We start from the raw sequence: 26,981 nt of genomic DNA, 5'->3' as shown, positions 1-26,981 counted from the left end.
GCGCGGTTCAGAGGAGCCGACTACAGGGAGTGAGTTACGGCTTGGCGGCGAACGCATCCGGCTCGGATCGGCCTGGGTCGTACGGAGAGCACCTGCTTCAGCGGGCCTTCGGCACCGATCAGCGAGCTGCCGGCTTCTACGACAGGCAGGTACGTGACCGGCTGAACCCGCGTATGCGGGAATTCATCGGCAGCCAGGAAATGGCGTTCGTCGCGACCGCCGACGCCCAGGGCGAGTGTGACTGCACGTTCCGCGCCGGACCGCCCGGCTTCATCAAGGTCATCGACGAAGGAACCATCGCTTACCCGGAGTACCACGGCAACGGCGTCATGGCCAGCCTCGGCAACATCGTCGAGAACGGGCACATCGGCGTCCTGATGGTCGATTTCTTCAACGACCTCGTCGGACTGCACGTCAACGGGCGGGCTCGCATCATCACCGCGGAGGCGGCGACGGACTACGGGCTGTCCGACGACGAACCCGCATCGGGCCGTCGCGCCGAGCGGTGGGTCGTCGTCAGCGTCGAGGAGGCCTACATCCATTGCTCGAAGAACATTCCGCTCCTCAAGAAAGAAGACCGCAGGGCGCGGACGGCCGACAGGTCGGTACGTCCCGCTGGAGCCGGCTACTTCACCGGGGAGGCGGGGAAAAGCGAACCCCTGAGGACGTCACCGCCGGAGAGCCCGTCGCCGCTGACGCGAACGCCGGCGACGCCCCGCGAGCCGCGCCCGTGAGCGTGGACATCGCCCTCCTGCGTGAGAGCTGGGGACTCGTCTCCGAGAACCAGGAGAAGGTGGCCTCGCAGTTCTACGGCTTGCTCTTCTCGCGGTATCCGCAGGTACGCGCGTTGTTCCCGGCGGGGATGGACTCGCAGCGAGACCGGCTGGTCCAGGCCCTCACCTATGTGGTCCTCAACCTCGAGGACTCCGCGAGCGTGACCGCCTACCTCGGCGAACTCGCGAGGGACCATCGCAAGTTCGACGTGCGGCCGGAGCACTACCCCGCCGTCGGGCGGTGCCTGATCGCCTCGATGCGGGCCGTCGCTGGCGAAGCGTGGAGGCAGGAGTTCAGCGACGCGTGGCTGGCGGCCTACGAACTGATCGCCACGATCATGATCCAGGCTGCGGCGCAGGACGAGACCTCCTCCCCTCCCTACTGGAACGCCCGGGTCATCGCCCATGAGCAGAGATCGCCCGAGACCGCGGTCATCACGGTGGAGCCGGAGCAGCCCTACCCGTTCCTCGCCGGTCAGTACGCCACGATCCAGACCGCTCGCTGGCCGCGGATCTGGCGGGCGTACTCGATCGCGAACGCCCCGAGCCCGGACAACCACCTCACCTTTCACGTGCGCCTGATTCCGGCCGGCTGGGTCAGCACGACCCTCGTCCGCCAGACGTCCGTCGGGGATCGGCTGATGCTCGGACCACCGCGGGGCATGATGACACTGCCCTCGCCGGTGCCGGAGAGGCTGCTGTGCCTCGCCGGGGGGACCGGGCTCGCCCCGCTCAAAGCGATCGCCGAGGAGACGCTGCGGACGAGCAGCGCGGCCGACATCACCTTGATCCACGGCGTGCGACGGCAGGCGGACTTCTACGACGTGGAGGACATGACGCACCTGGCCACGGCGCACGGTCGGCTTCGCCTGATCGCGGCGGTGTCGGACGACCCCGACCACCCGCCGAGCCGGACGGTCGCCGACGTCGTCGGGCGAGACCACGTCGAGGCGTGGCCCATGACATTCGTCTGTGGGCCCCCCGAGATGGTTCTGAGCACGCTCGACCTGCTCTCCCGCCTGGGCCTGCCGGCGCACCGTATCCGGAGCGAACCGGACGCCGGCCAGATCATGCACCGGCTTCGCGCGCACGCCCCCATCTGATGGAGGATCGGTCTGCGCGGTCTCTGCCGCCGGCCGCGTCTCCCCGTACGCCTCACGACATCGGGCAGGTCTGCCCGCATGTGAGGCGGATGAGCATCTGCAGGAAGACCTGCTGAACCTGCCGCGGGTCGAGGGTGACGAACGCCTCCCCGCCGGTCGCCGCGGCGATCCGCTGGAGCGATCCCGGGTCGATGTCCGGGCCGAAGGCGATGGGGACGATCGTGACCGGCCGCATCGGGTCGGCGGCCCGCTTCAGCTCCGTCAGGAGGGTCTGCAGCGAGATGGTGCGGCCCGGGTCGTAGTTGATTCCGTCGGTCAGCAGCACCACGACGTTGTTGTGGTCCGGCTGGTAGGTCCGTACGGCCTCCCGGTAGGCGGCGAGGACGGAGTCGTACAGGCTGGTACGTGTGTGCGGCACCGGCGCGGCGGCGGCGAACGACCGTTCGAGCAGGTTCCGTTGCGATCCCGCGCCGACCCTGTCGCTGAGGGTCCGGAAGGGCACGATCTGGTGATAGTCCCGGTCGCCGTCCAGTTGGGTGGCGAACTCCCACAGCGCCACCTGGGAGTTGTCGCTGAGGATGTGGACCCCGCCGACGGCGACCTTGGCGGTGGCCTGCATGCGGGTGTCCTTGGTCTGCGGGACCGGGTCGGCCATGGACGGGGAGACGTCGAGGAGGATCAGCATGCGCGCGCCGAGCACGGTGCGCTGCCACATCTGCAGGACCCGGCCGACGTTCGTCGGGTCGGGGGACGGGAGCCGGTCCGGGACGCGGGCGACGACGCCGTACCGCTCGTCGAAGTCCGCCCCGGCGACGCCGTCGGGGGTGCGCAGTCCGAGCCCCTGCAGCGCCACGCGGGTCTGGGACTGGGCGAGCGTGGCCTGGAAGTCCTCGACGGTCCTCGACCGCTTGCGGTCGGTGGTGGTGGAGACGTACGGGAAGTCGAGGGCGAGTGTGCGGCCGTCGGGGTAGAGCGCGGTGACGGGCGGGGTGGCGTCGGTGTGGCCGTGCTGCCAGACCGACTGCTCGGACAGCACGACGGCGGTCGGCGGCCGGGAGGTCGCCGCGGGTGGGTTGGTCGGGGATGACCCGGAGGGACTGTTCGAAGGTGAGGCAGCACCCTTGGCGATCTCCGTGTAGGCGGCTCGCTCGTCGGGGAGGGCGGCGCCGAGGTCGGAGTAGAGCGTGACGGCGAAGGTCGCGAGCCCGGTCTTGCCGGAGCCGGCGGCGTTCTGGGCGAGGAGCAGCGCGCCGAGACCGGTGGCCTCCGCGGCCGGGTCGAGGAACCGTACGCGCAGGGGAGGCTGTGCTCCCCCGGTGCCCGGCAACTGGTGGGACAGCAGGAGCCGCCAGTCTGCGGTGCTGGGCGCGTGCCCGCGCGGGACGGCGAGGACCAGCGGCGACATCGCGACCGAAGCGCCGGACGGCCGTACGACGGCGGCGCCCGCGCCGGTGCGGCGGGCGATCGGGAGCCAGAGCGACGAGTCGGGGATCCACGCGTCGGGGCGTTCCGCCCCCGGGTTGGAACCCTGCCCCGACAGGTCGGCCGCGACCTCGGCGGGCCGCTGGCGGCGTACGGTGACGCGGGCGCAGGAGGCGCCGGCGTTGTAGCGGCGCGCGGCCTGCTCGATCGCCGGGCCGATCGACGGGGCGGCGGCGACGGTGATCGACTGGTCGGCGCATCCGCTCGAGCCGGAGCCGAGCGAGCAGGCGGCGAGCGTCGGCACGACGACCGACAGCATGCCCAGTGCCTTGGCCGAGAGAGCACGGCGAGAGTAAGGCATCGCAGGCGTCCGTCCCGTTCATTGACGGCTTCCCGTCACTTCTCCGGAGATTATCCGGTTAAAGACTGCTAATAACGCCTGCTTCCGGACAATTCGGCGATGGTCACCAGGCGGGCGATACCCCCTATGCCACAGGGGTCTCGGACGTCGCATGATGATCCGCCAAACGCGTCTCCACGACCGTTTCCGGACATTGACAAATGGGACGACTGACATGCGGAAGAAAGCCTGACTAGACTCTCCGCCGTGGGACGTCATGTCTCGCCTGAGCGCAGGCGGTCGCTCCGCGCCTCGACGGCGGTCGCCGTCGCCGGGATCCTCCTGCTGACCGGCGTGTTGGGATTCGCCGGCTACTCGATCTGGGCGCAGGTCCGCACACCCACCCGGGCCCGGCCGACGACCGCCACCGCCCCGGCGGCGACGCTGACCCTGATGGTCACCGGCCCGCGCTGCCAGGTGTTCGTCGGCGTTCCGGGCGGCGACATCCTGGTCAACCGCACTCTCGTACACGGCCAGTCCGTACGCTTCGAGGACCCGCGCCTCAACGTCGTCCTCGGCGACGCGGGAGCCGTCCAGGTGTACGTCAACGGCGTCCGGCGGCCGCCGGACGAGCCCGGCCGCCGCGTCGAGTTCACCGCCGTACGCTCCTGAGACGCCGCCTCCGGATCCGGGAGCGCCGCGCGCCGTACGGAGCGGCGGCGATCCCGGATGCCGTCGGAAACGGCCATCAGCCCTGCGGTGGGGGCACGCTGGTCAGGTCCGCGCCGTGCGGCGCCTGCGCAGCAGCACCACGCCGGCGATCAGCACGGCGACGACGGCGGCGCCCAGGCCGACCCACCCCCAGCCCCCGCCGGACGAGGACGAGGTCTGCCGGGCGGCCGGCGCGCCTGCCGCCGGGGCCGCGGAGCCGGTCGCCGGGGAGGTCGCGGCGGGAGACGTGGCGGCCGGTGACGGGGACGTCCCGCCCACGACCGTGAATTTGTAGTCGCCGGTCACCGGGTGCCCGTCCTCCGCGACCACCCGCCAGCCGACCGTGTAGACCCCCGGCGGGAGGACGCCACCGACCTGCTCGGTCACCGTGGCGTCCGTCGCCTGCGCCTTGCCGGACTCGTGATGGCCGCCCTTGGCGTCGAGCACGACGATGCCCGGGAACCGCACCGCTTCGGCGAAGGTCAGCTTGATCCGGGCCGGTGACGGCACCTTCGAGTTCTTGGCGGGCACTGCGGAGGTGAGCGTGGTGTGGGCCTCGGCGGGTGCGGCGCCGAGGACGCCGGTGAGGAGGCCGGCGAGGGTCGTCGCGGTGACCGCGGCCGTGAACCGGGCGACCGGTCCTCGGCGGGTCCCCGCGAGGCGCCCCCGGGCGGGTCGGTCGAGGCCGGGCGGATGCGCCATGCGCATGGAAGTTCTCCGTTCGTGATGTTCGGGGAGCGTGCTGGGGGACCGGATTCGCCGATCCGGTCCGTCGGGCGTTCAGCCGAACGCGGGGAACGGAGAGGGTGGCCCGCGCCGGGTGAGGATGTGGCGGAGGAGGTGTTCCGGCGGTCCGGTCACCGTGTCGGCGACGGGGTGCCGGTACGGCACGGGTAGGGGAGCGGGCGAGGTCAGGAGCGCCCGCCACGGGCGTACGGCGGCGGCCGCGACCTTCCGGGCCAGCCGCCACACCGCGCGCTCGCCGCGCCGCAGCCACCAGGCCGAGACGGCGGCGGCCGTCACGTGCGCGAGCGTCATCGCGCGGGTGCCGTGGGAGGCCAGGACCGCCGGGTGATGGGCCAGGTGCTGGCCGTGCTGCGCCGCCGTGAACAGGACATGCAGCATGAACTGCCCGCCGAGCAGCCCGGCGAGGATAGTGCCCAGGGACCGCTCGGTCCCCGCCAGCACGGCGCCGACGACGGTCAGCCCGGCCAGCCCCGCCGCCACCGCCGCCGCGGGGACGGGCCCGTGGGACGCCGCCGTATGCCCGACGACGGCAAGGGCCGTGCACACGGCGGCGAACACCACCGCGCGGGGCAGACGGAAGACCGGCTCGCTGGGCATGACCCCTCCATCCTCCCATCGCCGGTACGGGACCGTTTTGAGGGCGGGCTATTGACGCCCGCGTCCCCTGTATCTAATTTTCATACGTCCGCAAGATCCTGTTGATTCTTTTCAGTCGACGCGGCAGGAGAGTCCATGGCCCCGCTCGTCCGCCGTTCCGCCCGGACCCGTTCCCGGACGGTCGCGGGGCTCGCCATGTTCCTCGCCGCTCTGGTCGCCGCCCCGCCCGCCCACGCGGCCGTACGCCCAGGCGCGGCGCTGCGGGTGATGTCGTACAACATCCAGGCCGGTGCGGGCGCCGACCACGTCTTCGACCTCGAACGCCAGGCACGTGCCATCGAGGCCCAGCATCCCGACGTCGTCGGGCTGCAGGAGGTCGACGTCGCCTGGGGGACGCGGAGCGACTACGCCGACGAGGCGTCCTGGCTCGCCCGGCGTCTGCGCATGCGGGTGTTCTTCGCGCCGATCTACACGCTGCCGCCCGACCGGGCCGGGGCGCCGGACCGGAGGTTCGGCGTCGCGGTGCTGTCCCGGTTCCCGATCCTCCGCGCGGAGAATCACGAGATCACGCGGCTGTCCACGCAGGTGCCGAACCCCGTCCCGGCCCCGGCACCCGGCTTCCCCGAGGTGCTGATCAAGGCGCGGGGCGTACGGATCCGGGTGTTCGTGACCCACCTGGACTACCGGTCCGACCCCGCCGTGCGCCGGGCGCAGGTAGCCGACATGGCGGCCATCATGTCCCGGCGGCGTGGTCCTAAGCTGCTGCTAGGCGACTTCAACGCCGAGCCGGACGCGTCCGAGCTCGCGCCGCTGTGGACGCGGCTGAGCGACGCGCTGACCGTCGCCGGGAAGCGTACGACGCCCACGTGGCCCGCCGACGCGCCGGTCAAGCGCATCGACTACATCACGTTCACCCCGGGCCCGCGGGTCACCGGCGCGTTCGTGCCGGACACGCTCGCCTCCGACCACCGGCCCGTCGTGGCCGACCTGAGAGGGATTCGATCATGACGACACGGCGTGGAATGCTTCGCGGAATCGCGGTCGCCGGCGCGGCCGTCCCATTCGCCTCCCTTGATCTCCCGGCGTCCCAGGCCGCGCCCGGCCGAGGGGTGTCGACGGGCTTCGAGGCGCTGCGCGCCGGGGGCTATCAGGAGCTTCGCGGCCAGAAGGTGGGGATGGTCGCCAACCCGACGGCGGTGATCCGTGACCTGAGCCACGAGGTCGACATCATGCACAACGGGTCCGGCGTGGACCTCGTCGCGGTCTTCGGTCCCGAGCACGGCTTCCGCGGCTCGGCGCAGGCCGGCGGCTCGGAGGGCTCCTACAAGGACCCGCGCACCGGGATCGCGGTCTACGACGCCTACGCCAAGAAGCCCGAGCAGATCGCGGCCGACTTCACCAAGGCCGGTGTCGACACGGTCGTCTTCGACATCCAGGACGTCGGCGCGCGCTTCTACACCTACATCTGGACGATGTACGACTGCATGCGCGCGGCGATCCAGGCGGGCAAGCGCTTCGTCGTGCTCGACCGGCCCAACCCGCTCGGCGGCGTCGAGGCGACCGGGCCGGTCCTCCACCCGGAGTACGCCTCCGGCGTGGGCCGCGCGGCGATCGCCCAGCAGCACGCCATGACCGTCGGCGAGCTCGCCCGGTTCTTCGACGGGGAGTTCCTGGATGGGAAGGCGAAGCCGCAGGTCGTGCGGATGCGCGGGTGGCGGCGCGGCATGACGTACGAGGAGACGGGCCTGCCGTGGGTGCCGCCCTCCCCGAACATGCCGACGGTCGACACGGCGTTCGCCTATCCGGGCATGGGCCTGTTCGAGGCCGTGAACCTCTCGGAGGGGCGCGGCACGACCCTGCCGTTCCAACTGGTCGGCGCGCCGTACGTCGACTGGCACTGGGTCGACGACCTGAACGGCCTGAACCTGCCGGGCGTGCGGTTCCGCGAGGCGTACTTCGTGCCGACGTTCTCCAAGTGGGTGAACCAGAACTGCGGGGGCGTGCAGCTGGTCGTCACCGACCGACGGCGCTACGACCCGATCCGCACCGCCCTCGCCATGATCATCAGTGCCCGGCGGCTCTACCCGAAGAACTTCGCCTGGCGGGAGAGCAAGCCCCCGTACGACATCGACACGCTCACCGGCTCGGACCAGGTCCGTACCGCCATCGACGGCGGCGCGAACGTCGACCAGGTCGTCGCCGGCTGGCAGGGCGAGCTGGCGCGGTTCCGCGCCCGGCGGGCCCACTACCTGCTGTACCGCTGAGCCACCCCTCCGACCCCCGGGAGAGACGATGCGCCGTGCCCTGCCGATCTTCGTTGCCCTCGCGGGCCTGTGCGCACCGGTCGCGGCGGCCCACGCCGACCCGGTGAACAAGGGGGCGTCCGCCGCCGGGCCGGTCCGGAAGGGGGCGTCCGCCCCCGCGCGGACGAGCGCCGCCGGGCCGCCGACCGTCACCGCCGCGGACCTGCGGTTCACCTCCGGACAGGTGCTCCGGTACGGCTCCCCGCAGCGGGCCGGGCTGCTCCCCGACGCGGTCGCGGCGATCGCCAAGGACGCCGCCGGCTACATGAACCCCTCGCCGACCACCCCGCTCTACCCGGGCGCCGTGGTGCTGGCCGCCCGGAACGGCGTCGTCGCCGAGCACGAGGCGATGGGGTACGCGCTGCGGTACGCCGACGACAAGCCGACCGAGCTGCCGCGCGACCAGTGGATCCCGATGCGCAAGGACACGATCTTCGACCTGGCGTCCATGTCGAAGCTGTTCACCACTGTCGCGGCGATCCAGCAGATCGAGCGGGGCCGCATCGACCTGAACGCCACCGTCGCGACCTACCTGCCGGGCTTCGCCCAGAACGGCAAGGGCGCGATCACCATCCGCGAGCTGCTCACCCACACCAGCGGCCTGCGGCCCGACCTGCCGTTCTACAACTACAGCGGCCGCGCGGCGCAGGAGGCGGCGCTGTTCGCGGACACGCCGCAGGCCACGCCCGGCACCGCCTACATCTACTCCGACCTCAACATGATCACGATGCAGTTCGTGCTGGAGAAGGTGACCGGCAAGACCCTGGACGTCCTCGTCCGGGACGGCATCACCGGGCCGCTCGGCATGCGCGACACCGGCTACAACCCGGCCGCGTCGGAGAAGCCGCGGATCGCCGCCACGGAGTACGAGCACAAGCCGTACGCCGCCCTCGACCGCGGCCTCGTCTGGGGCCAAGTGCACGACGAGAACTCCTACGCCCTCGGCGGCGTCGCCGGGCACGCCGGGGTGTTCTCCACCGCCCACGACATCGCGATCTTCGCCCAGATGATCCTCGACGGCGGGCGGTACGGCCACGCCCGCGTCCTGTCCGAGGACTCCGTACGGCTGCTGTTCACCGACCTCAACACCGCGTTCCCCGGCAACGCTCACGGCCTCGGCTTCGAGATCGGCCTGCGCTGGTACGAGGACGCCATGGCCTCTCCGGTCACGATCGGCCACACCGGCTACACGGGCACCAGCATCGTGATCGACCCGATCTCCCGGTCGTTCGCGATCCTGCTCACCAACCGGGTGCACCCCAGCCGCAACTGGGGCAGCATCAACCCCGCCCGCCGCGCCGTCGCCCACGACCTCGCCCGCGCCGTCCCCGTACGGCCCGCCGACGGGCGCGACGCGTGGTTCTCCCAGATGAACGACAACACGACCGCGACCCTGACCGCGCCGATGCCCGCCGGAGCCTCCCGGCTGTCCTTCCACCTCTGGTACGACACCGAGGAGACCGACATCGGCGTGCTCGAGACCTCCCCGGACGGGAAGACCTGGACGCCCGCACCGCTGTCCCTGCGGGCCGGGCGCACCGCGTGGACCGTCAACGGGGCCTTCTCCGGGTTCGCCGGGCGGCGTTGGGCGACCGCGACCGCGACGCTCCCGGCGGGCACGACCTCGGTCCGCTGGCGCTACACGACCGACCCGGCGTACGAGGGACGCGGCGTGTACGTCGACGGCGTACGGGCCCGGGACGCCGCCGGCCGCCTGGTCTTCGACGGCGAACGCCCCGCCGACGCCGCCCGTTTCCAGCCCGTCGGCTGGGTCCGCAGCGCGAACTGACCCATGTGACCAACCCGACCGCCCGGAATCTTGGTTTTACCCGGCCTTATCCGGCTAAAGTGGGTGGGCGAGGGGAGTACTTCCCAGCGCCCACCCGGTCAGTACGGGCCTCCCACGAGGTCCCCGGGCGGCGGCCCGCCCCTGACGGCGGGTGAAGGAGACCTCGGACGCTTTTGACGTTCCGGGAGTTCTCGCATGTCCGAGTCCATCGCCTCGCCGCTGCTGTGGACGATCACCATCGCCGGTGTCCTCGCCCTGTTCGCGGTCGATCTGATGCTCACGCGCCGCCCGCACACGCCCTCGCTGCGCGAGTCGCTGGCGTGGTCGGGCTTCTACGTGGCGCTGCCGATCCTGTTCGGCGTCTTCGCCTGGAAGCGGTTCGGGGCGTCGATCGGGACGGAGTACTTCACCGGCTACCTGGTCGAGAAGTCGCTGTCCGTCGACAACCTCTTCGTGTTCATGCTGCTGCTCGCCGCGTTCGCCGTGCCCTCGGTCCTCAGTCAGCGCGTCCTGCTCTACGGCATCGCGGGGGCGCTCGTACTGCGTGCGATCTTCATCGTGATCGGCGCGGCGGCGCTGCAGGCGATCGACTGGGCGTTCCTGCTGTTCGGCGCGATCCTGCTCGCGACCGCCGTGAAGATCCTCAAAGACGCGGTCAAGGGCACGGACCACGACGTCGACGTCTCATCGCTGCGCTCCGTGCGCCTGCTGCGCCGCTTCATGCCGGTGACCGACGACTACCAGGGCCCGCGGATGTTCGCGCGGAAGGGCGGCCGCCGGGCGCTGACGCCGTTCGCGCTCGTCGTCGTGGCGGTGTTCGGCGCCGACGTGGTGTTCGCCGTCGACTCCATCCCCGCCGTCTACGGCATCACCCAGGATCCGTACCTCGTCTTCACCGCGAACGCCTTCTCCCTGTTCGGCCTGCGCGCGCTGTACTTCGTGCTGCAGAACACGCTGAGCAAGCTCGTCCACCTCGGCTACGGGCTCGCCGTCATCCTCGCCTTCATCGGGGTCAAGCTGGTGCTGCACTGGGCGCATGGCTCCTGGTCGCAGGTGCCCGAGGTCCCGACGCCGCTGTCCCTCGCCGTCATCGTCGTGACGCTCCTCACCGTCACCGCGACCAGCCTGTACGCCCGGCGCCGCGCTCCGTCGAGGCTCCGCGCCGCCGAGGACTGACCGTAAAGAGTCATTAAAGACGTCAAAACTGGTATCACGAGTGACATGCGGAGCAAAGACGAGCTGACGGCCGCCATCAGGGACGGCGGTCCCGCCGTACTCGTGATCAATACCCGGGCCCGTATGGGTGCGGCGCTCCTCCACCGCGCCCCCCGGCTCCTAGCCGAGCAGGGCGTCACGGTGGCCCGGGTGATCAACGTACGGCGGCCGGAGCGCCTGGCGCGGGCCCTCGACGAGGCTGTCGCCGACGTCGACCTCGGCCAGGCTGGCTCCACCCTTCACCAACATGGTCAGCGTCTCTGATTGGCTAAGCGATTCCTGGGGAATCCTCAGGAATCGTCCCGGCTGGATGCCGGGCCTGTGCCAATCGTCTTCGTGCCCTGGTGTCGGCGGGCAAAGCCGCCGACCCGCGTGGCACGTCCCTCCGGACGCTATCGGTCCAGCTTGCACGGCTATCGGACCGAGGAAGGTGCCTCGCGTCGCCTGGGCACGAGGCGTGCTGATAGCAGAACGGTATCACGAGATCACCAAGAGTGACTAAGGAAAGGTCAGCCTGGGCGTCTCCGTCCAGGTCGCCGACCGGGTGCCGCACCGCCTCAAGCGGCATCTCGGCCGGTCCGCGTACCCCCTGACCGCCCTGTCCGCGCTCCCCGGCCACCGCCCCTTTCGGGCATGCATCACCGCCGGCGACACCACGCTGGAGTTCGAGACGCACCAGCTCAACATCGCCAACGGCGCGTTCCACGGAGGCCGCCGCATCGCACGCGACGCCGACATCGACGACCGGTTGCTGCTCGCCTACCGCTTCGGCGCGGGCAGCCGTCTCCACCTGATCGGCTCGGCGGTCCGGCACGCGCTCACCGGGTCGTACCTCACCATGGACGACGAGCCGTTCCTGACCACCGGCGACCTGCACCTGGAGACCTACCCCGCCCTGCCGCTGGACATCGACGGCGAGATCCGCGGCCGCACCCCGGTCCGCATCCACATCCGCCCCAACGCCCTCCGCGTCATGGTCCCCCAGGACTTCATCGACCGCTGACCGGCGTCCTTTGCCGGAGGCGTCGAGCGAGGCCGCTGTCGCAGGGTACGGGCCTCAGTAGAGGACGAACTCGGAACCCGCGAGGAGATCAGCCATGTACGCAGCAATCCGGCGGTATGAAGGGGTGACCGATCCGCACGAGGCGGGACGCCTGGTGAACGAGGGGTTCGTGCCGCTCATGCGCCAGATCCCAGGCTTCGTGGCCTACTACTGGGTCGATGCCGGGAACGGGGTCATGATCTCGACCAGCGTCTTCGAGGACGAGACCGGTGCCAAGGAGTCGGTCTCGAGCGCGGAGGACTTCGTGCAGGACAAGCTCGCGGCCCTGATGCCCAACCCGCCCCAGGTCATGGCCGGGGACGTTGTGGCCTTCGCATGACAGCGGTCGAGCCGGCATCTGATCGGTGTTCGGCCGACGAAAAGGAGGTGATCCCTGGCGTCCACCCGTGAACGCCAGGGATCTCTTGGTCAGCGACCGCCGAGGCCCTTGTCGAGGCCGGCACGGCGCAGGGCGTCGGCCATCGCGCCGCCTCCGCCTCCACTTCCGCCGCCGGAGCCGCCGCGGTCGCGGCGCTGCCGGCCCGAGCGGTCGTCACGCCGGCCGCCGCCCTGCCGGTTTCCGCCGCCGCCACCGTCGCGGCGTCCGCCGTCGTCCTGCGGGCGGCGCTCGGCGTCGTCCTCGAGGCGCAGGGTCAGCGAGATGCGGTTGCGCGGGATGTCGACGCTGAGGACCTTCACGCGGACCACGTCGCCGGACTTGACGACGTCGCGCGGGTCCTTGACGAACGTCCGGGACATCGCGGAGACGTGGACGAGGCCGTCCTGGTGGACGCCGATGTCGACGAACGCGCCGAAGGCGGCGACGTTGGTGACGACGCCCTCGAGGATCATGCCGGGCTCGAGGTCCTTGACCTTGTCGACGCCCTCCTTGAACGTCGCGGTCTTGAACGCCGGACGCGGGTCGCGGCCCGGCTTGTCCAGCTCCTTGAGGATGTCGGTGACCGTCGGCAGGCCGAACGTGTCGTCGACGAAGTCCTGCGGCTTCAGGGAGCGCAGGGCGGTGCTGTTGCCGATCAGGGCCTTCAGATCGCCGCCGGTAGCGCCCAGGATGCGCCGTACGACCGGATAGGCCTCCGGGTGCACGGCGGAACTGTCCAGCGGGTCGTCGCCGTCCTGGATGCGCAGGAAGCCCGCGCACTGCTCGAACGCCTTCGGGCCGAGCCGGGCGACGCTCTTGAGAGTGTCGCGGGCGCGGAACGGGCCGTTGGCGTCGCGGTGCGAGACGATGTTCTCGGCCAGCCCGGAGCCGATGCCGGACACGCGGGTGAGCAGCGGCACCGAGGCGGTGTTGACGTCGACGCCGACGGCGTTGACGCAGTCCTCGACGACCGCGTCGAGGGAGCGCGACAGCTTCACCTCGGAGACGTCGTGCTGGTACTGGCCCACGCCGATCGACTTGGGGTCGATCTTGACGAGCTCGGCGAGCGGGTCCTGCAGCCGGCGGGCGATCGAGACCGCGCCGCGTATCGACACGTCGAGGTCGGGCAGCTCCCGCGAGGCGTACGGGGAGGCGGAGTAGACCGAGGCGCCCGCCTCGGACACCACGATCTTGGTGACCTTCGGGTGCTTCTTGATGAGGTCCGCCGCGAGCTGGTCGGTCTCGCGCGAGGCGGTGCCGTTGCCGATCGCGACCAGGTCGACGGCGTGCTGCTCGACGAGCCGCCCCAGGGACTCCAGGGCGTCCTTCCAGCGGCCGTGCGGCTTGTGCGGGTAGATGGTGTCGGTCGCCACGACCTTGCCCGTACGGTCGACGACCGCGACCTTCACGCCGGTGCGGAAGCCGGGGTCGAGGCCCATCGTCGTACGGCTGCCCGCCGGTGCGGCCAGCAGCAGGTCGCGCAGGTTGGTGGCGAACACGCGCACGGCCTCGTCCTCGGCCTCCTGGCGCAGCCGCAGCCGCAGGTCCAGGTCGAGGTGGACGAGGATGCGGGTGCGCCAGGCCCAGCGCACGGTGTCCGTCAGCCACCGGGAGCCGGAGGGGACGCCGAAGCGGTGCGCGATGGCCAGCTCGTAGGTGTTCTGCTGCGCGGGATCGGTCTCCTCGGTGTCGGGCTCCAGGGTGAGGTCGAGGACGTCCTCCTTCTCCCCGCGGAACAGCGCGAGCACCCGGTGCGAGGGCAGCTCCGACAGCCGCTCGGCGAAGTCGAAGTAGTCGGAGAACTTCGCGCCGGCCTCCTCCTTGCCCTCCCGGACCTTGGCGACCATGCGGCCCCGCGACCAGACGCGCTCGCGCAGGTCGCCGATGAGATCGGCGTCCTCACCGAACCGCTCGACGAGGATCGCGCGGGCGCCGTCCAGCGCCGCCGCGACGTCCAGGTCGGCGTTGGTGTACTTCGCCGCCTCGGCCTGCGGGTCGAGGCCCGGGTCGGCGAGGAGCGCGTCGGCGAGCGGCTCCAACCCCGCCTCACGGGCGATCTGGGCCTTCGTACGGCGCTTCGGCTTGTACGGCAGGTAGATGTCCTCGAGCCGGGCCTTGGTCTCGGCGGCCATGATCTGCGCCCGGAGCGCGTCGTCGAGCTTGCCCTGCGACTCGATCGACTCCAGGATCGCCGCGCGCCGCTCGTCGAGCTCCCGCAGGTAGCGCAGCCGCTCTTCGAGCGTGCGCAGCTGCACGTCGTCGAGCGCGTCCGTCGCCTCCTTCCGGTACCGAGCGATGAACGGCACGGTGGAACCGCCGTCGAGCAAATCGACGGCGACCTGCACCTGCCGCTCGCGCACGCCGAGTTCTTCGGCGATCTTCTGGTGAATCGACGTGGACACGATCTATGACCCGACCTCTCACTGAGCTTGGGAAGCATTGTGCAACCATCAGCGCGCGTTGTCGCGCCGTCCGAGCGACGTGGCGGCGGCTTCCGGCCGCTGAGAATCCCCGTGGATGGCCGTGAGGGCCTCGGGCTACGCTGAGATCCGCTCGTGACCACGAAGGGGGCGGCGGGATGACGGATGTCACGACGGTTACGGAGATCACTTCGGAGGAGGAGCTGCGGGACCTGCTCGGCGAGCCGATGCCGCGTGCCATCGCCAAGGAGCGCGTCCGGCTGCACGAAGTGGACCGGGAGTGGCTGGCGGCCTCGCCGTTCTGCCTGATCGCGACCGCCGACGCCACCGGCGCCTGCGACGTCTCCCCCAAGGGGGACCCGCCCGGCTTCACCCACGTCATCGACGACGTCACCATCGCCATCCCCGACCGCCCCGGCAACCGGCGGGTCGACGGGTTCCGCAACATCCTGGCCAACCCGCACGTCGGCCTGATCTACGTCGTGCCCGGCCGCAGCGAGACGCTCCGCATCAACGGCCGGGCCCGGCTGCTGCGCGACGCCCCCTTCTTCGACGAGATGGTCGTCAAGAACCACCGGCCGCGCCTGGCGCTCGTCGTGGAGATCGAGCAGATCTTCTTCCACTGCGCCAAGGCGTTCCTCCGCTCCGCGCTGTGGAAGCCCGAGACGTGGAACCCGGACGCCCTCCCGCCGCACGCCCACATCGTCAAGAGCGTTCAGAAGACCGAGGAGACCCTCGAGGAGCTCGAGCGCTACTACGGCCCCGCCTACGCCAAGCGCCTGTACGGCTGAGCCCGCGGGAGCCGCGCGGGCCACGGGCCGGCCTCACCAGGGGAGGGGGCCGTCCTCGTTGAAGTAGCCACCGGTGGGCCCGCCCGCGCCCAGGGTGGCGAGCCGTACGACGACGGTCGCGCCGTCGGCGGCGGTGCGGGGGACGTCGTACCCGAGCGGCGCGGTGAAGTCGGTCGCGCAGGCGCCCGGGTCGGCGGCGTTGACGAGGATCGCGGTGTCGCGCAGCTCCTTGGCGTACTGCACGGTCAGCGCGTTCAGCGCGGATTTCGACGGCACGTACGCGGCGGAGGGCGGCAGCCCCGCCTGGTGGGTGCCGGGCGTGCTCATCAGGCCGCACGACCCGAGACTGCTGCTGACGTTCACGATGCGCCCGGCGGCCGAGCGCCGGAGCAGGGGGAGCAGCGCGGCCGTCACCGTGATCATGCCGAAGACGTTGGTCTCGAACACCTCCCGGACGACGGCCAGGTCGGCGCGGCTCGGCGCCTGGGCGGAGAGCGCGCCGGGGATCCCGGCGTTGTTGACGAGCACGTCGAGGCGCCCGAAGGACTCGGCGACGTGCTCGGCCGCCGCCCGGACCGTGTCCGGATCCGTGACGTCGAGGCAGATGGCGTGGGCTTCGCCGCCGGCCGCGCGCAGGGCCGCGACCGCCTCCGCGCCGCGGTCTGCGTCGCGCGACCCGACCAGCACGGTCATGCCGAGCGCGGCCAGCCGGCCGGCGACCTCGCGCCCGATTCCCTTGTTCGCTCCGGTGACCAGCGCGATCCGGCCGTCGTGGGATTGCTCGTTCGTCATGTGACCAGCCCACCACCGGCGCGGTGCCGGGGACCAAGACCGGCCGGGTCGCGTTCAATACCCTGCAGGTATGGATCCGGTCGAGACGCGAGAATTCGCCTACTTCGTGGCGGTGGCCGAGGAGCTCAACTTCACGCGCGCCGCCGAGCGCCTGGGCATCGCGCAGCCGCCGCTGTCTCGCGCGATCCGGCAGCTCGAACGCCGCCTCGGCGTGACGCTGGTGGAGCGCACGAGCCGGCGCGTGGCGCTGACGCCGGCGGGCGAGGTCCTGCTGCACGAGGCCGGGAAGGTCCTCGAGGCCGTCTCGGCGGCGACCGCCCGGACCCGGCGAGCGGGCGGTCCCGGCCGGCGGCTGGTGCTCGCGATGAAGCCGGGAGGGGACGGCGGCCTCCTGCCCGCCATCCTGAAGGCGTACGAGACCGATCCGGACGCGCTCCCCGCCGAGATCGTCTCCGGCGTGGGCGAGCGCGCGGCTCTCCTGCGCGACGGCCGCGCCGACGTCGCGTTCCTGCACACCGTGCACGACCTCAGCGGTTTCGACACCGAGGAACTGCTCGTCGAAGACCAGGTGGTGGTGCTCCCGGCCGATCACCCGCTGGCCCGCCGGGCGAGCCTGCGCAGGGCGGACCTGGAGGGTGAGACGCAGCCTCGCTGGCCGGGCAAGGTCGGCGACGACGCAACGGGCCCGGAGGTGCGCGACGTCGCCGAGCTGATGCAGCTCATCGCCCTCGGCCGCGTCGTCGCCGTGGTCCCGGAGTCCGCTCGCCGCCTCATGCGCCGCGACCTTGTCTGCGTCCCCGTGGTCGACGCACCGTCGGCGACCCTCGTACTCGCCTGGCCTGAGCGCAGCACGTCACGCGCGCTCGCGGCCTTCGTCCGCGCGGCCACCGACGTCGCCGCCCGCGTCCGCGACGATCGAGCGCCGGCGGGGTCAGGGGCGAACGCGGGCGTCCATGCCGGCCGTGGGCGTGAGACCGCGACCCACCTCCGCGAGGGCGCGGATCCGAGCGTTCGCGTGGGGGCCGAACGACCGGCAGGGGTCAGGAGCCGGTCCGCGCGCCCCTGACCTCCAAGGTGGCGAGCAGCGCGGCGGTCGCCCGGGTCACCTCTTCGACGGCCTGGTCGAAGACGGCCTGGTTGTGCGCTGCCGGACGCCGGAACCCGGACACCTTCCGGACGTACTGCAGCGCCGCCGCGCGGATGTCCTCTTCGGTGACCTCGTCGGTGGCCGGCGGCCGCAGCGTCTTGATGCTTCTACACATGGCACCATCCTGCACCCAGGGTCGGACACCGGCCCCATTCATGATCGACCCACCGTAGGCTGCTGTCCGGTTTCCATGGGTCGATGGGGGATTGTGGTGCGGCTGCCGGAGCATCTGGAACTACTGCTCACCGACGAGCCGATCCTCGACGTCTACTCGTACGGCCCGTGGCGCGTGCCCGATGGGCTCTTCGAGGAGATCGCCGATCGGATCGATGGGCTCCTCGCCGACCCGCGGTGCGCGGACCTGACCACCGACGCCCACAAGTTGCTGACACTGCCCGCCTCGCTGGTCGCCGCGGACCTGTACCAGATCATCGCTTTCCTGCCCGGCGTGAGCGCGATCCGGGCGGGTAACCGCTGCCAGCTGCACGAACGCCTGCTCGCCCGGCACCTCAGCAATCCGGCGCCGCTGACCGAACTGCACACCAAGTGGCACACCTCGACCAACTACTGGCGGCCACCGGTCGACTGGCTGATCGAGGTACCGGACCGCGAACTCGCGATCGAACTCGCCCGTGACAGCCTCGCCGTGCTCGAAGGGATCGAGCCGTTCGAAGGCAGGCGCCGCGCGCTCCTCCGGCTGTACGACGAGCCGCCGGACTGCGACGTGAACCTGTCCAAGAGCGAACTGCGCGCGCACTGGGCCGCGCACGCCGACGACGAGATCCTCGCCGAGGTGCCCGAGCTGGCCGGGCCGGTCGGCTACCTGGAATGGGTGTGGTCCGGACTCCAGGCGGCGCACGACCACCTGTCCGGTGCGGTGCGGCGCTCCCGATCGGTGGGAACCCACCTGAGCCGCTTGCTGATCCAGTGCGGCCTGGACCGCGTGCCCGTGGAGCTGTCCGTCGTGCTCGGCGACGACCTCTACAAGGAGGTACGGGCGCGCTTCTGGCGGCATCGCGACGGTTTCCGGGCCGGTGCGTGGCAGGAGGAGGTCCGGCTCTGGCTCGACGAGGCGCTGGTCGAGGGCGCGGCCGACGCCTGCCGCGCCTGGCTCGACATGGCGACCCGGTTCGTGGCCTGCGTGCAGGGCCTGCCCGGTGAGCCGCAGCGCAGCGGCCCGGACTACACGCCGATCGACCAGTTCCAGCGCGACCTGCGGCGTCTCTACGCCCCCCGCCGCCGCGTCGCCAACCCGCTCGCCACGAAGCTCGCGACCGCCCGGAAGGAGAAGCCCGTACGTGACGAGGCCGCCGCGCCTCCCGACGTGGCCACCGGCCTCGTCGGCCAGCCCGAGCTGACCGCACTGCTCCAGGAGACCACCGGCGGGAACTCGACCGTACGCCTGCTCGTGGCCGGGCCGGCGGGCACCGGCCGGCGTCTCGCCGTGCAGGAGCTGGCGAAGGCGCTGGAGCTTGCCCGGGACCCGCTATGGCTCACGCACAACCTGTTCGCGGGCAAGCCCCTCTTCGAGGCCGCCGCCAAGTTGCACGCCGACGTCCGCGACTGTGCCGGGGACCGGCTGCTGGTCATCGACGGCCTGGACGAGTTCGCCACCGAGGCCGGCAACGGCCAGGCGTTGATCAGCGAGCTGCACCGGCTGCTGGCGGTGCATGAGGACCTCCACCTGATCGCGCTCTGCGGCGAGGCGGGGGTGGAGCGGATCCGCGACGCCGACCCGGCCCTGCTGAACCGGTTCCGTGTCGCCCGGACCCGGCCGTTCACGGCCGACGGGTACGCCGAGCTGTTCGACCGGGAGATGCGCCGGCGCGGCGCGCGGACGTACAAACGCGCCCGCGACGCCGCCGGGGCGCTGCTCGCCGTGACACCGCCGACACAGACCCTCCGCAACGCCCGCCTCGTGGCACACCTGGCGGAGCTCGCCATCGAGTCCGTACGAGACCGTACGGAGACGGACGCCGAGCTGGTCGTCAAACGAGCCGATGTCCCCCGCGCGTTCGACGCCTCGGGCGCCGACGACGACCCGCTCGCCGCGTTGCAAGGCCTCACCGGCCTGGAGACGATCAAACGGGAGATCGGGCTCCTCATCGCGATGACGCGCGCCGAGAAGCTGCGCGCGGAGCAGGGGCTGAGCGGTACCGCTCCGACGCGGCACATGGTGTTCACCGGCGATCCCGGCACGGGCAAGACCATGGTGGCCCGGCTGCTGGCCCAGATCTACAAGAAGCTCGGCGTGCTGTCCTCCGGCCACCTGGTCGAGGCGTCCCGCGCGCACCTCGTGGGCGAGTACATCGGCCAGACGGCCCCGCGGACCCGCCGGCTGGTCGAGCGGGCCATGGGCGGCGTGCTCTTCATCGACGAGGCCTACACGCTCACCCAGCCGTCGTTCAAGAGCGACTTCGGCCTCGAGGCCGTCGCCGAGCTGGTCAAGCTCATGGAGGACGACCGGGACGACCTCGTCGTCATCGTCGCCGGCTACGAGCAGGAGATGGCGGACTTCCTGACCGCCAACCCCGGACTGGACTCCCGGTTCCCCAAGCAGCTGCACTTCGCCGGCTACACGGACGACGAGCTGTGCGCCGTGTTCGAACGGCTCGCCGCCGACGACGGCTTCGTCCTCGCGCCGGAGGTCGGCGACGCGCTGCGGGCCCTGCTCCGCCGTACGGAGCGCGGTCCGTCGTTCGGCAACGGACGGTTCATGCGCAACCTGCTCGACGCCGCCGTCGCCCGCCAGGCGCAGCGCGTCACCGGCCTCGACCGGCCCTCGCGGACCGACCTCGTCACCCTGTGCGCCGAGGACCTGCCGTCCCGCCCCGCGCCTGCGGAGGAGAGGTTCGGCCTCTACCTGTGACCTGAGCGGGGATCCACAAGGTGACCCACGCAGCGGGGCTGCGCGGCCGGCGCTCGCTGGGTCACCATGGGTAGCCCGGGACGCCGGGGAGAAGAGGACGGTGAGCACCATGGCATCGGGCAGCACACGGCACCCGATCTTCGCCTGGTTCTACGCGAAGGTCGCCGGACCCGCCCTGGACAAGGCGGGCGTCGCCGAACACCGCAAACGCCTCCTGGCCGGGCTGTCCGGGGAGGTGATCGAGATCGGCGCGGGCAACGGCCTGAACTTCCCGCACTACCCGGCCGAGGTGAGGCGAGTGGTCGCCATCGAGCCCGAGCCGCAGTTGCGCGCCCTCGCGCGGGAAGCCGCGCGCGCCGCGCCGGTACAGATCGAGGTCGTCAACGGCCGCGCCGAGCAACTCCCGACCGCCGACGGCTCCTTCGACGCGGCCGTGGTCTGCCTGACCCTGTGCTCGATCGCCGACCCGGGAGCCGCGCTCACCGAGCTCCACCGCGTGCTGCGGCCCGGTGGGCAACTGCGTTTCTTCGAGCACGTACAGGCCGACTCGCCCGCCATGCGCCGCGTCCAGCGCTTCGTGGACGCGACCATCTGGCCCCGGCTGTGCGGAGGCTGCCACACCGGCCGCGACACCCAATCGGCCATCACCGCCGCCGGCTTCACCCTCTCTGAAGTGGACCGTTTTCCCTTCCCGCCCACCAGGATCCCCTCCCCGGCGGCGACCCACATCCTCGGCACCGCCATCCGCGAGCACTCCGACCAGGCAGGACCGCAATGACCGATATCGAAAGCGCCCGTGAAGCCGCCGGCCGCTACCGGTGACCGGCGCTCTCCTCGGCCAGGCACTCGGCGAGGAAGCCCTCCAGCGCCGACCAGGCGCGCCGGGCGGTCCGGGCGTCGTACTGGATCCCGAGCTCGGGGCTGTTCGCGCTCGGCGCCATGAACGCGTGCTTCGCGTGGCCGAACGCCTCGATCCGCCAGTCAGCACCGGCCTCGGTGAGTTCGGCCGCCAGCGCGACGACGTCGTCCGGCTTCGCGAACGGGTCCTCCCAGCCGTGATAGACGGCGACCTTGCAGCCGATCGGCCGTACGGACCGGTTCGGCGGAGGCGTGAGGACGCCGTGGAAGGCCGCGACGCCCGTGACCGCCGCGCCGGTCCGGGCCAGGTCGAGCACGCACAGCCCGCCGAAGCAGAACCCGACGGCCGCGAGCCGGGCGGGATCCACCTCGGTCAGCCCGGCGACGATGGAGACGACGGCGGCCAGCCGGTCGGCGAGCATCGCGCGGTCCTCCAGGAACGGCCGCATGCGCGCGTCGAACTCCTCCGGCGTCGACGCGCTCACGCCTTTGCCGAACAGGTCCATGGCGAACGCCTGATATCCCCAGGGCACGATGCGCTTGCCGAACTCGATCAGCGCGTCGCTCATGCCTTCCGCCCCGTGGCAGACGAGCACCGTGGGCGCCGGCGCCGGGATCGCCTCGTCGGTGATGAGGACGCCTTCGAGCGCGGCGGAGCCGTGCCGGTACGCGACCGGCCTGGTGACCACGGTCATCGGGGGAGCACCTGGTCGGCGGAGCGCACGACGTGGTCGACGAAGCCGTACGCGCGGGCCTCCTCGGCGGTGAAGTAGCGGTCGCGGTCGGAGTCGGCCTCGATGCGCTCGACCTGCTGCCCCGTGTGGTGGGCGATGCGCTCCTGCATGAGGTGCTTGACGGCGCGCATGTGCTCGGCCTGGATCCGGATGTCGGCGGCCACACCTCGGATCCCGCCGGACGGCTGGTGCATGAGGATGCTGGTGTGGGGGAGGGCGTAGCGCTTGCCGGGCGTACCCGCGCACAGCAGGAACTGCCCCATCGACGCGGTGAAGCCCATCGACAGCGTCGCCACGTCGTTCGGGATGAACTGCATGATGTCGTAGATCGCCAAGCCGGCCGTCACCGAGCCGCCGGGCGAGTTGATGTAGAGGTGGATGTCGCGGTTCCGGTCCTCGGCCGACAGGAGCAGCATCTCGGCGCAGATCCGGTTGGCGATCTCGTCGTCGACCTCCTGGCCGAGGACGATGATGCGCTCGCGCAGCAGCCGCTGGAAGACCGGGTCGCCCATCGACGGCGCGGGGGGCGCCTCGGCGGTACGCGAGGCCGGTTCGAAGAGCATCTGAAGGTTCATGGCGTCAGGTAAGCGGCGGCTCGGACGCCACGTCCAACAACTTCTCACGCGGCTTTGACAACCGACGGTTGTTGGTCGAGCCTTTTCGTGTGGAACCCGATCTCCAGGGGATGCGGGCGTTCGTCGTCACCGCGGAGGAACTGCACTTCGGCCGGGCCGCCGAGCGGCTCTTCCTGACCCAGCAGGCGCTGTCCAAACGCATTCGCCGGCTGGAGAACGCCCTGGCAGTGCCGCTGTTCGAGCGCACCACGCGCCGGGTCACGCTGACGCCGGCGGGCCGGCGGTTCCTGCCGCTCGCCCGGGACGCCGTCGCCGCGTACGACACCGCCGTCGCCGCCGTCCGCGACACGTCCGAGCCGCTGCGGGTCGAGGTGTTCGCTGAGCGCTTCACGCCCCTGCGGATCCTGCGCGAGGCGGTCGGACGGACTCCAGGCCTGCGGGTGGAACCCACGATGAGGCAGGGACTGGCGACCGCGCTGCCGGCCCTGCTGGGCGGCGAACTGGACGCGGCGTTCGGCCGGGTGCACGACCTCGGCCGGCCCTGGCCCGCCGAGCTCGACCACCGTCCCGTGCACATCGAGCCCCTGCACGCCTTCGTCGACGAGGCACATCCCCTCGCCGGCCGAACCGTCCTGCGGCTGCCCGACCTCCGGGAAGCGGGGATCGCGATGCCCGACCCCGGCGGCTCCGAGGAATCGCGCGGCTATCTCCTCCGGCTCCGTGACGAGCTCGGCGTCCCCGTCCGGTTCACCGAGCTCGCGATCGGGGTCCGGGACTACGGGGAGCAGATGCGGCGCGAGACGCGCGCCGTGGTGCTCGGCGAGGCGGGCATGGACATGCCGCACGACCCGCGCAGGCGGCAGATCCCGATCGCGGGACCGGTGCCGCTGCACGTGTGGTCCATCGCCTGGCAGCGCCGGAATCGCGATCCGCGGCTGCGGAGACTCCTCGCCGCGCTTCCCGTTCCCTCCGTTCCCGACCCCGGCGACGAGCGCGTCTGGATCCCCGACGTCGACCGCGCCGCGCTCAGGTGAGCAGCTTCTCCAAGGTGATCGGCAGGTCGCGGATTCGCTTGCCGGTGGCGTTGTAGACCGCGTTGGCGACGGCGCCGGCGGCCCCGACGATGCCGAACTCCCCGATGCCGCGGGCACCGAGCGGGCTGAGCAGCGTGTCGGGGTAGTCGAGGAAGTGCACGTCGATCGGCGGGATGTCGGCGTTCACCGGGACGAGGTACGACGCGAGGTCGGCGTTGGCGATCCGCCCGGTGGCCGGCTCCAGCCGGGTCTCCTCGAGGAGGGCGTGCCCGATGCCCATGACGACGCCGCCGACGATCTGGTTGTGCGCGGTCTTCTCGTTGACGATCCGGCCGGCGTCGAGGACGGTCAACCAGCGGGAGACCCGCGGTTCGCCGGTCCAGGCGTTCACGCGCACCTCGCAGAAGTGCGCGCCGAACGACCGGAAGCCGTGGGCCTTGTCCCCGTTCTTCGGCGACGTCGCGGTCGCCTCGACGCCGGGGACGTCCAGCGAGGTCAGCAGTGAGCCGAACGGCACGGACAGGTTCCCGGCGGTCAGCCTCCCGTCCTCGAACCGGACGTCGCCCGCGGCCATTCCGTGGAACGGGGACCGCTCGTCCTGAACGGCCAAGGTGATCATGGCGGTCTTGGCGGCGTCCGTCGCGAGCTGGACGGCCGGGCCGTTCGTGGAGGTGGAGCCGGAGCCGCCGGCGTTCGCGGCGACCGGTGCGGCGGAGTCGCCGAGGTCGGGCCGGATCCGCCCCACCGGGATGCCGAGCGCCTCGGCGGCGAGGATCGCCCACACGGTGGACTGCCCGGTGCCGAGGTCGGCTCCGGTGCCGGACACCACGGCGGTGCCGTCCGCCAGGAGCCGTACCTTGATCGACGCCTGCGCGCGCGACGCGCCGTACGTCGCGGTGGCCATGCCCAGCCCGACGAGTTGGTCGCCGTCGGTGACCGCGCCCGGCGCCGGGTTCCGCCGCGACCAGCCGAACCGCTCCGCGCCGATCCGATAGCACTCGTCGAGGTGCTTGCTGGACCAGGGCACCCCGCTGCTCGGCACGACGGGGGAGTCGTTCCTGCGGCGCAGTTCCAGGGGGTCCATGCCGAGCTTGACCGCGAGCTCGTCCATCGCGCTCTCCAGCGCGAAGGAGCCGTTCGCCTCCTGCGGCGCCCGCATGATCGTGGTGACCGGCACGTCCAGCGTGACGACCTTCCGGCTCACGTGGATGTTGGGCGAGGCGTACATCGACAGGCACAGGTTGGCGACGGGCTCGTAGAAACCGTTCGACGCCGACTTGCTGGAGACGCCGTCGTTCTTGATCGCGGTGAGCGTGCCGTCCTTCCGCGCGCCGAGCGACACGGTCTGCTGCGAGGCGGGCCGGTGCCCGACGACGGTGAACGTCTGCTCGCGCGTGAGGACGGTCTTGACCGGGCGGCCCTGCGCCCGCGCCGCGGCGGCGGTCAGCGGCGTGTGCGCCCAGATGCCCCACTTGTTGCCGAAGCCGCCGCCGACGTACGGGTTGCGGACGTGGATCTTGGCCTTGTCGATGCCGAGCGCCTCCGCGATCCGGTCGACGACGAGCACGACGCCCTGGGTCGCCGTGTAGAGCGTCACGTGGTCGCCGTCCCAGGCCGCGACGGTCGGGTGCGGCTCCATCGCGTTGTGGTTCTGCATCGACGCGGTGTACGTCGCCGAGATCGTGACCTCGCTCGCGTGCAGGGCGTCGTCGATGGAGCCGACGCCCGGCGCGAGCACCTCGGAGACCGGTGAGCCGCTCGGCGGGTCGGTCGCCGAGGCGAGGCCGTCCCGGAAGGAGGCGGCGGGCGTCCGCGCGTCGTACCGGACCTGGATCAGCGCCGCCGCGTCCCGGGCCTGCTCGAACGTCTCGGCCACGACGAGGCCGATCGCCTGGCCGAAGTAGCGGACGTTCGCGTCCTGCAACGGCGGGGTGAGCTCGTCGTTCTGCTCCTTGGTGTAGCGGTACAGCTTCAGCGGCTCGAACGGCGTGTACACCGCGAGGACGCCGGGCGCCTTCGACGCGGCGGCCGTGTCCATGCTCACGATCGTGCCGCGCGCGACCGTGCTGGTGACGATGTAGCCGTACGCGAGGCGGTCGAGGCGGTTGTCGGCGGCGTACGCCGCGCCGCCGGTGACCTTGAGCCGCCCGTCGACCCGGTCCGTCATGACCGCCCCTCCAGGCTCGTGAGGGCGCGGACGATCGTGCGCTTCAGCAGCGTCACCTTGAACGCGTTGCCCCGCAGCGGTCGTGCGCCGTCGGCGGCCGGGGCGGCGGCCGCCTCGAAGGTGGCCCGCGTCGGCGGTTTCCCCCGCAGTGCCGCCTCGACGGCGGGCAGTCGCCACGGCACGGTGCCGACGCCGCCCGCCGCGACCCGCGCCTCGCGGATCACGCCGCCACGTACGTCGAGCGCCACGGCGGCCGAGGCGAGCGCGAACTCGTACGAGCTGCGGTCCCGTACCTTGACGTAGGTCGAGTGGCGGGCCCACGGGAGGCGCGGCACGACCACCTCGGTGATCAGCTCGCCGGGCCGCAGGTCGTTCTCGACCTGCGGAGTGTCGCCCGGCGGCCGGTAGAAGGCGGCGAGCCGGACCAGGCGCTCGCCGGAGCGGCTCACCAGGCGCATCGAGGCGTCCAGCGCCACGAGCGCCACGGCCAGGTCGCTCGGATGGGTCGCGACGCACGCGTCACTGGTGCCCAGGATGGCGTGCGTGCGGTTGTCGCCGGTCAGCGCCGCGCAGCCGCTGCCCGGCTGCCGCCGGTTGCAGGCCATGTGGACGTCGCGGAAGTAGCCGCAGCGGGTGCGCTGCAGCAGGTTGCCGCCGATGCTCGCCATGTTGCGCAGCTGCGGGGACGCGCTGAGCGCGAGCGCCTCGGCGATCACCGGGTACGTCTTGGGATGCCGGGCGACGTCGCTCATCCGCTCGAGCGCGCCGATGCGCAGGCCGTCCCGCGCCTGCCTGATCCCGTGCAGCGGCAGGCGGTTGATGTCGATGACCCGCCCCGGCGCCAGCACGTCGAGTTTCATCAGGTCGACCAGTGTCGTGCCGCCGGCGAGGAACGCCGAGCCGGGCCCCGCGAGCCGCAGCGCCTCCGGCAGCGTACGGGCGGCGGTGAAATCGAACGCGCGCATCAGCCCGCCTCCCGCGCCTTCTTGATCGCGTCGACGATGCCGGGGTAGGCGCCGCAGCGGCAGATGTTCCCGGACATCGCCTCGCGGATCTCCTCGTCGCTTCGGGCGTGGGCCGCCGTGAGGTGGGGGGCCCCCCCCAAGATATGGCCGGCCGTGCCGAAACCCCCCAGGGACCCCGCCCACAAGGCGAAACCCCCCAGCCCCACAA

The 26,981-nt window shown here is 71.6% G+C and carries 26 protein-coding genes; 15 read left to right on the top strand and 11 right to left on the bottom strand.

Annotated elements, in window-relative coordinates:
- Positions 1-29 precede the first annotated feature (29 nt).
- Complete coding sequence (locus AB0I04_RS52085; protein ID WP_360903400.1) at positions 30-734, top strand: pyridoxamine 5'-phosphate oxidase family protein; 705 nt, start codon at positions 30-32, stop codon at positions 732-734.
- Positions 731-1,876 (top strand): globin domain-containing protein, encoded by a 1,146-nt coding sequence (locus AB0I04_RS52080; RefSeq protein ID WP_360903397.1) that lies wholly within the window; start codon positions 731-733, stop codon positions 1,874-1,876. Before AB0I04_RS52085 ends, AB0I04_RS52080 begins: the two co-directional genes overlap by 4 nt.
- 52 nt (positions 1,877-1,928) lie before the next feature.
- Here the strand turns inward: AB0I04_RS52080 and AB0I04_RS52075 are convergent, their stop codons facing one another.
- Positions 1,929-3,659: a substrate-binding domain-containing protein gene (locus tag AB0I04_RS52075; protein ID WP_360903394.1), complete on the bottom strand. Its 1,731-nt coding sequence runs from the start codon at positions 3,657-3,659 to the stop codon at positions 1,929-1,931.
- A 246-nt stretch (positions 3,660-3,905) separates the two neighbouring features.
- Here AB0I04_RS52075 and AB0I04_RS52070 point away from each other — a divergent pair, with 246 nt between their 5' ends.
- Complete coding sequence (locus tag AB0I04_RS52070) at positions 3,906-4,310, top strand: RodZ domain-containing protein (RefSeq protein ID WP_360903391.1); 405 nt, start codon at positions 3,906-3,908, stop codon at positions 4,308-4,310.
- Between the two features lie 102 nt (positions 4,311-4,412).
- Here AB0I04_RS52070 and AB0I04_RS52065 read toward each other — a convergent pair whose 3' ends face one another.
- Positions 4,413-5,057 (bottom strand): copper resistance protein CopC, encoded by a 645-nt coding sequence (locus AB0I04_RS52065; RefSeq protein ID WP_360903388.1) that lies wholly within the window; start codon positions 5,055-5,057, stop codon positions 4,413-4,415.
- Between the two features lie 72 nt (positions 5,058-5,129).
- The gene (locus AB0I04_RS52060) at positions 5,130-5,693 is read right to left on the bottom strand and encodes a hypothetical protein (protein ID WP_360903385.1); all 564 of its coding nucleotides are present in this window, start codon (positions 5,691-5,693) and stop codon (positions 5,130-5,132) included.
- 135 nt (positions 5,694-5,828) lie between these two features.
- Between AB0I04_RS52060 and AB0I04_RS52055 the strand changes: the two genes are divergently transcribed.
- The 7 genes from AB0I04_RS52055 (at position 5,829) to AB0I04_RS52025 (ending at position 12,382) form a co-directional block, all read left to right on the top strand.
- Positions 5,829-6,701: an endonuclease/exonuclease/phosphatase family protein gene (locus AB0I04_RS52055; RefSeq protein WP_360903382.1), complete on the top strand. Its 873-nt coding sequence runs from the start codon at positions 5,829-5,831 to the stop codon at positions 6,699-6,701.
- Positions 6,698-7,957: a DUF1343 domain-containing protein gene (locus tag AB0I04_RS52050; protein WP_360903379.1), complete on the top strand. Its 1,260-nt coding sequence runs from the start codon at positions 6,698-6,700 to the stop codon at positions 7,955-7,957. The genes AB0I04_RS52055 and AB0I04_RS52050 overlap by 4 nt, the downstream gene beginning before the upstream one ends.
- Positions 7,958-7,985: 28 nt before the next feature.
- Entirely contained in the window at positions 7,986-9,785 is a 1,800-nt protein-coding gene (locus tag AB0I04_RS52045) for a serine hydrolase (protein ID WP_360903376.1), read from the top strand.
- Between the two features lie 195 nt (positions 9,786-9,980).
- A complete protein-coding gene (locus AB0I04_RS52040) occupies positions 9,981-10,961 on the top strand; it encodes a TerC/Alx family metal homeostasis membrane protein (protein WP_360903373.1) in 981 nt (326 codons plus the stop codon).
- Between the two features lie 45 nt (positions 10,962-11,006).
- Positions 11,007-11,264: a hypothetical protein gene (locus tag AB0I04_RS52035; protein ID WP_360903370.1), complete on the top strand. Its 258-nt coding sequence runs from the start codon at positions 11,007-11,009 to the stop codon at positions 11,262-11,264.
- A 250-nt stretch (positions 11,265-11,514) separates the two neighbouring features.
- Complete coding sequence (locus tag AB0I04_RS52030) at positions 11,515-12,003, top strand: hypothetical protein (RefSeq protein WP_360903430.1); 489 nt, start codon at positions 11,515-11,517, stop codon at positions 12,001-12,003.
- A gap of 94 nt (positions 12,004-12,097) precedes the next feature.
- Positions 12,098-12,382 carry a hypothetical protein gene (locus AB0I04_RS52025; RefSeq protein ID WP_360903367.1) on the top strand — a complete coding sequence of 95 codons (285 nt, stop codon included), beginning with the start codon at positions 12,098-12,100 and terminating at the stop codon, positions 12,380-12,382.
- Positions 12,383-12,471: 89 nt separating this feature from the next.
- Here AB0I04_RS52025 and AB0I04_RS52020 read toward each other — a convergent pair whose 3' ends face one another.
- Positions 12,472-14,823, bottom strand: a complete 2,352-nt coding sequence (locus AB0I04_RS52020; RefSeq protein ID WP_360903364.1) for a Tex family protein — start codon at positions 14,821-14,823, stop codon at positions 12,472-12,474.
- Positions 14,824-14,999: 176 nt separating this feature from the next.
- Between AB0I04_RS52020 and AB0I04_RS52015 the strand changes: the two genes are divergently transcribed.
- Positions 15,000-15,632 (top strand): pyridoxamine 5'-phosphate oxidase family protein, encoded by a 633-nt coding sequence (locus tag AB0I04_RS52015; RefSeq protein WP_360903361.1) that lies wholly within the window; start codon positions 15,000-15,002, stop codon positions 15,630-15,632.
- Between the two features lie 33 nt (positions 15,633-15,665).
- Here AB0I04_RS52015 and AB0I04_RS52010 read toward each other — a convergent pair whose 3' ends face one another.
- On the bottom strand, positions 15,666-16,424 hold the full coding sequence (locus AB0I04_RS52010) for an SDR family NAD(P)-dependent oxidoreductase (RefSeq protein WP_360903358.1): 759 nt from the start codon (positions 16,422-16,424) through the stop codon (positions 15,666-15,668).
- Between the two features lie 70 nt (positions 16,425-16,494).
- Here AB0I04_RS52010 and AB0I04_RS52005 point away from each other — a divergent pair, with 70 nt between their 5' ends.
- Positions 16,495-17,490 (top strand): LysR family transcriptional regulator, encoded by a 996-nt coding sequence (locus AB0I04_RS52005; RefSeq protein ID WP_360903355.1) that lies wholly within the window; start codon positions 16,495-16,497, stop codon positions 17,488-17,490.
- Here the strand turns inward: AB0I04_RS52005 and AB0I04_RS52000 are convergent.
- Positions 17,465-17,686 (bottom strand): DUF2277 domain-containing protein, encoded by a 222-nt coding sequence (locus AB0I04_RS52000; RefSeq protein WP_360903352.1) that lies wholly within the window; start codon positions 17,684-17,686, stop codon positions 17,465-17,467. The genes AB0I04_RS52005 and AB0I04_RS52000 overlap by 26 nt on opposite strands.
- A 96-nt stretch (positions 17,687-17,782) precedes the next feature.
- Here AB0I04_RS52000 and AB0I04_RS51995 point away from each other — a divergent pair, with 96 nt between their 5' ends.
- Both AB0I04_RS51995 and AB0I04_RS51990 read left to right on the top strand, forming a co-directional pair.
- On the top strand, positions 17,783-20,440 hold the full coding sequence (locus AB0I04_RS51995; RefSeq protein ID WP_360903349.1) for an AAA family ATPase: 2,658 nt from the start codon (positions 17,783-17,785) through the stop codon (positions 20,438-20,440).
- Positions 20,441-20,549: 109 nt separating this feature from the next.
- A complete protein-coding gene (locus tag AB0I04_RS51990; RefSeq protein ID WP_360903427.1) occupies positions 20,550-21,218 on the top strand; it encodes a class I SAM-dependent methyltransferase in 669 nt (222 codons plus the stop codon).
- 34 nt (positions 21,219-21,252) lie between these two features.
- On the opposite strand, the gene AB0I04_RS51985 is transcribed toward AB0I04_RS51990, so the two are convergent.
- Positions 21,253-21,993 carry a dienelactone hydrolase family protein gene (locus tag AB0I04_RS51985; RefSeq protein ID WP_360903346.1) on the bottom strand — a complete coding sequence of 247 codons (741 nt, stop codon included), beginning with the start codon at positions 21,991-21,993 and terminating at the stop codon, positions 21,253-21,255.
- Positions 21,990-22,607, bottom strand: a complete 618-nt coding sequence (locus tag AB0I04_RS51980) for an ATP-dependent Clp protease proteolytic subunit (protein ID WP_360903343.1) — start codon at positions 22,605-22,607, stop codon at positions 21,990-21,992. The genes AB0I04_RS51985 and AB0I04_RS51980 overlap by 4 nt, the downstream gene beginning before the upstream one ends.
- Positions 22,608-22,696: 89 nt before the next feature.
- On the opposite strand from AB0I04_RS51980, the gene AB0I04_RS51975 reads away from it, so the two are divergent.
- Positions 22,697-23,641: a LysR family transcriptional regulator gene (locus AB0I04_RS51975; protein ID WP_360903340.1), complete on the top strand. Its 945-nt coding sequence runs from the start codon at positions 22,697-22,699 to the stop codon at positions 23,639-23,641.
- Here the strand turns inward: AB0I04_RS51975 and AB0I04_RS51970 are convergent.
- The 3 genes from AB0I04_RS51970 to AB0I04_RS51960 all read right to left on the bottom strand — a co-directional run.
- Positions 23,634-25,808 (bottom strand): xanthine dehydrogenase family protein molybdopterin-binding subunit, encoded by a 2,175-nt coding sequence (locus AB0I04_RS51970; RefSeq protein ID WP_360903337.1) that lies wholly within the window; start codon positions 25,806-25,808, stop codon positions 23,634-23,636. The genes AB0I04_RS51975 and AB0I04_RS51970 overlap by 8 nt on opposite strands.
- Positions 25,805-26,773 (bottom strand): xanthine dehydrogenase family protein subunit M, encoded by a 969-nt coding sequence (locus AB0I04_RS51965; RefSeq protein ID WP_360903334.1) that lies wholly within the window; start codon positions 26,771-26,773, stop codon positions 25,805-25,807. Before AB0I04_RS51965 ends, AB0I04_RS51970 begins: the two co-directional genes overlap by 4 nt.
- The coding region (locus AB0I04_RS51960) for a 2Fe-2S iron-sulfur cluster-binding protein (protein WP_360903331.1) at positions 26,773-26,981 on the bottom strand (209 nt) is incomplete at its 5' end. The genes AB0I04_RS51960 and AB0I04_RS51965, both read right to left, overlap by 1 nt.

The sequence above is a fragment of the Actinoallomurus sp. NPDC050550 genome, assembly GCF_040655075.1.
Lineage (GTDB): Bacteria > Actinomycetota > Actinomycetes > Streptosporangiales > Streptosporangiaceae > Actinoallomurus.
Note: the sequence above shows the minus strand (reverse complement) of the source record. Positions and strands in the feature narration are given on the sequence as shown.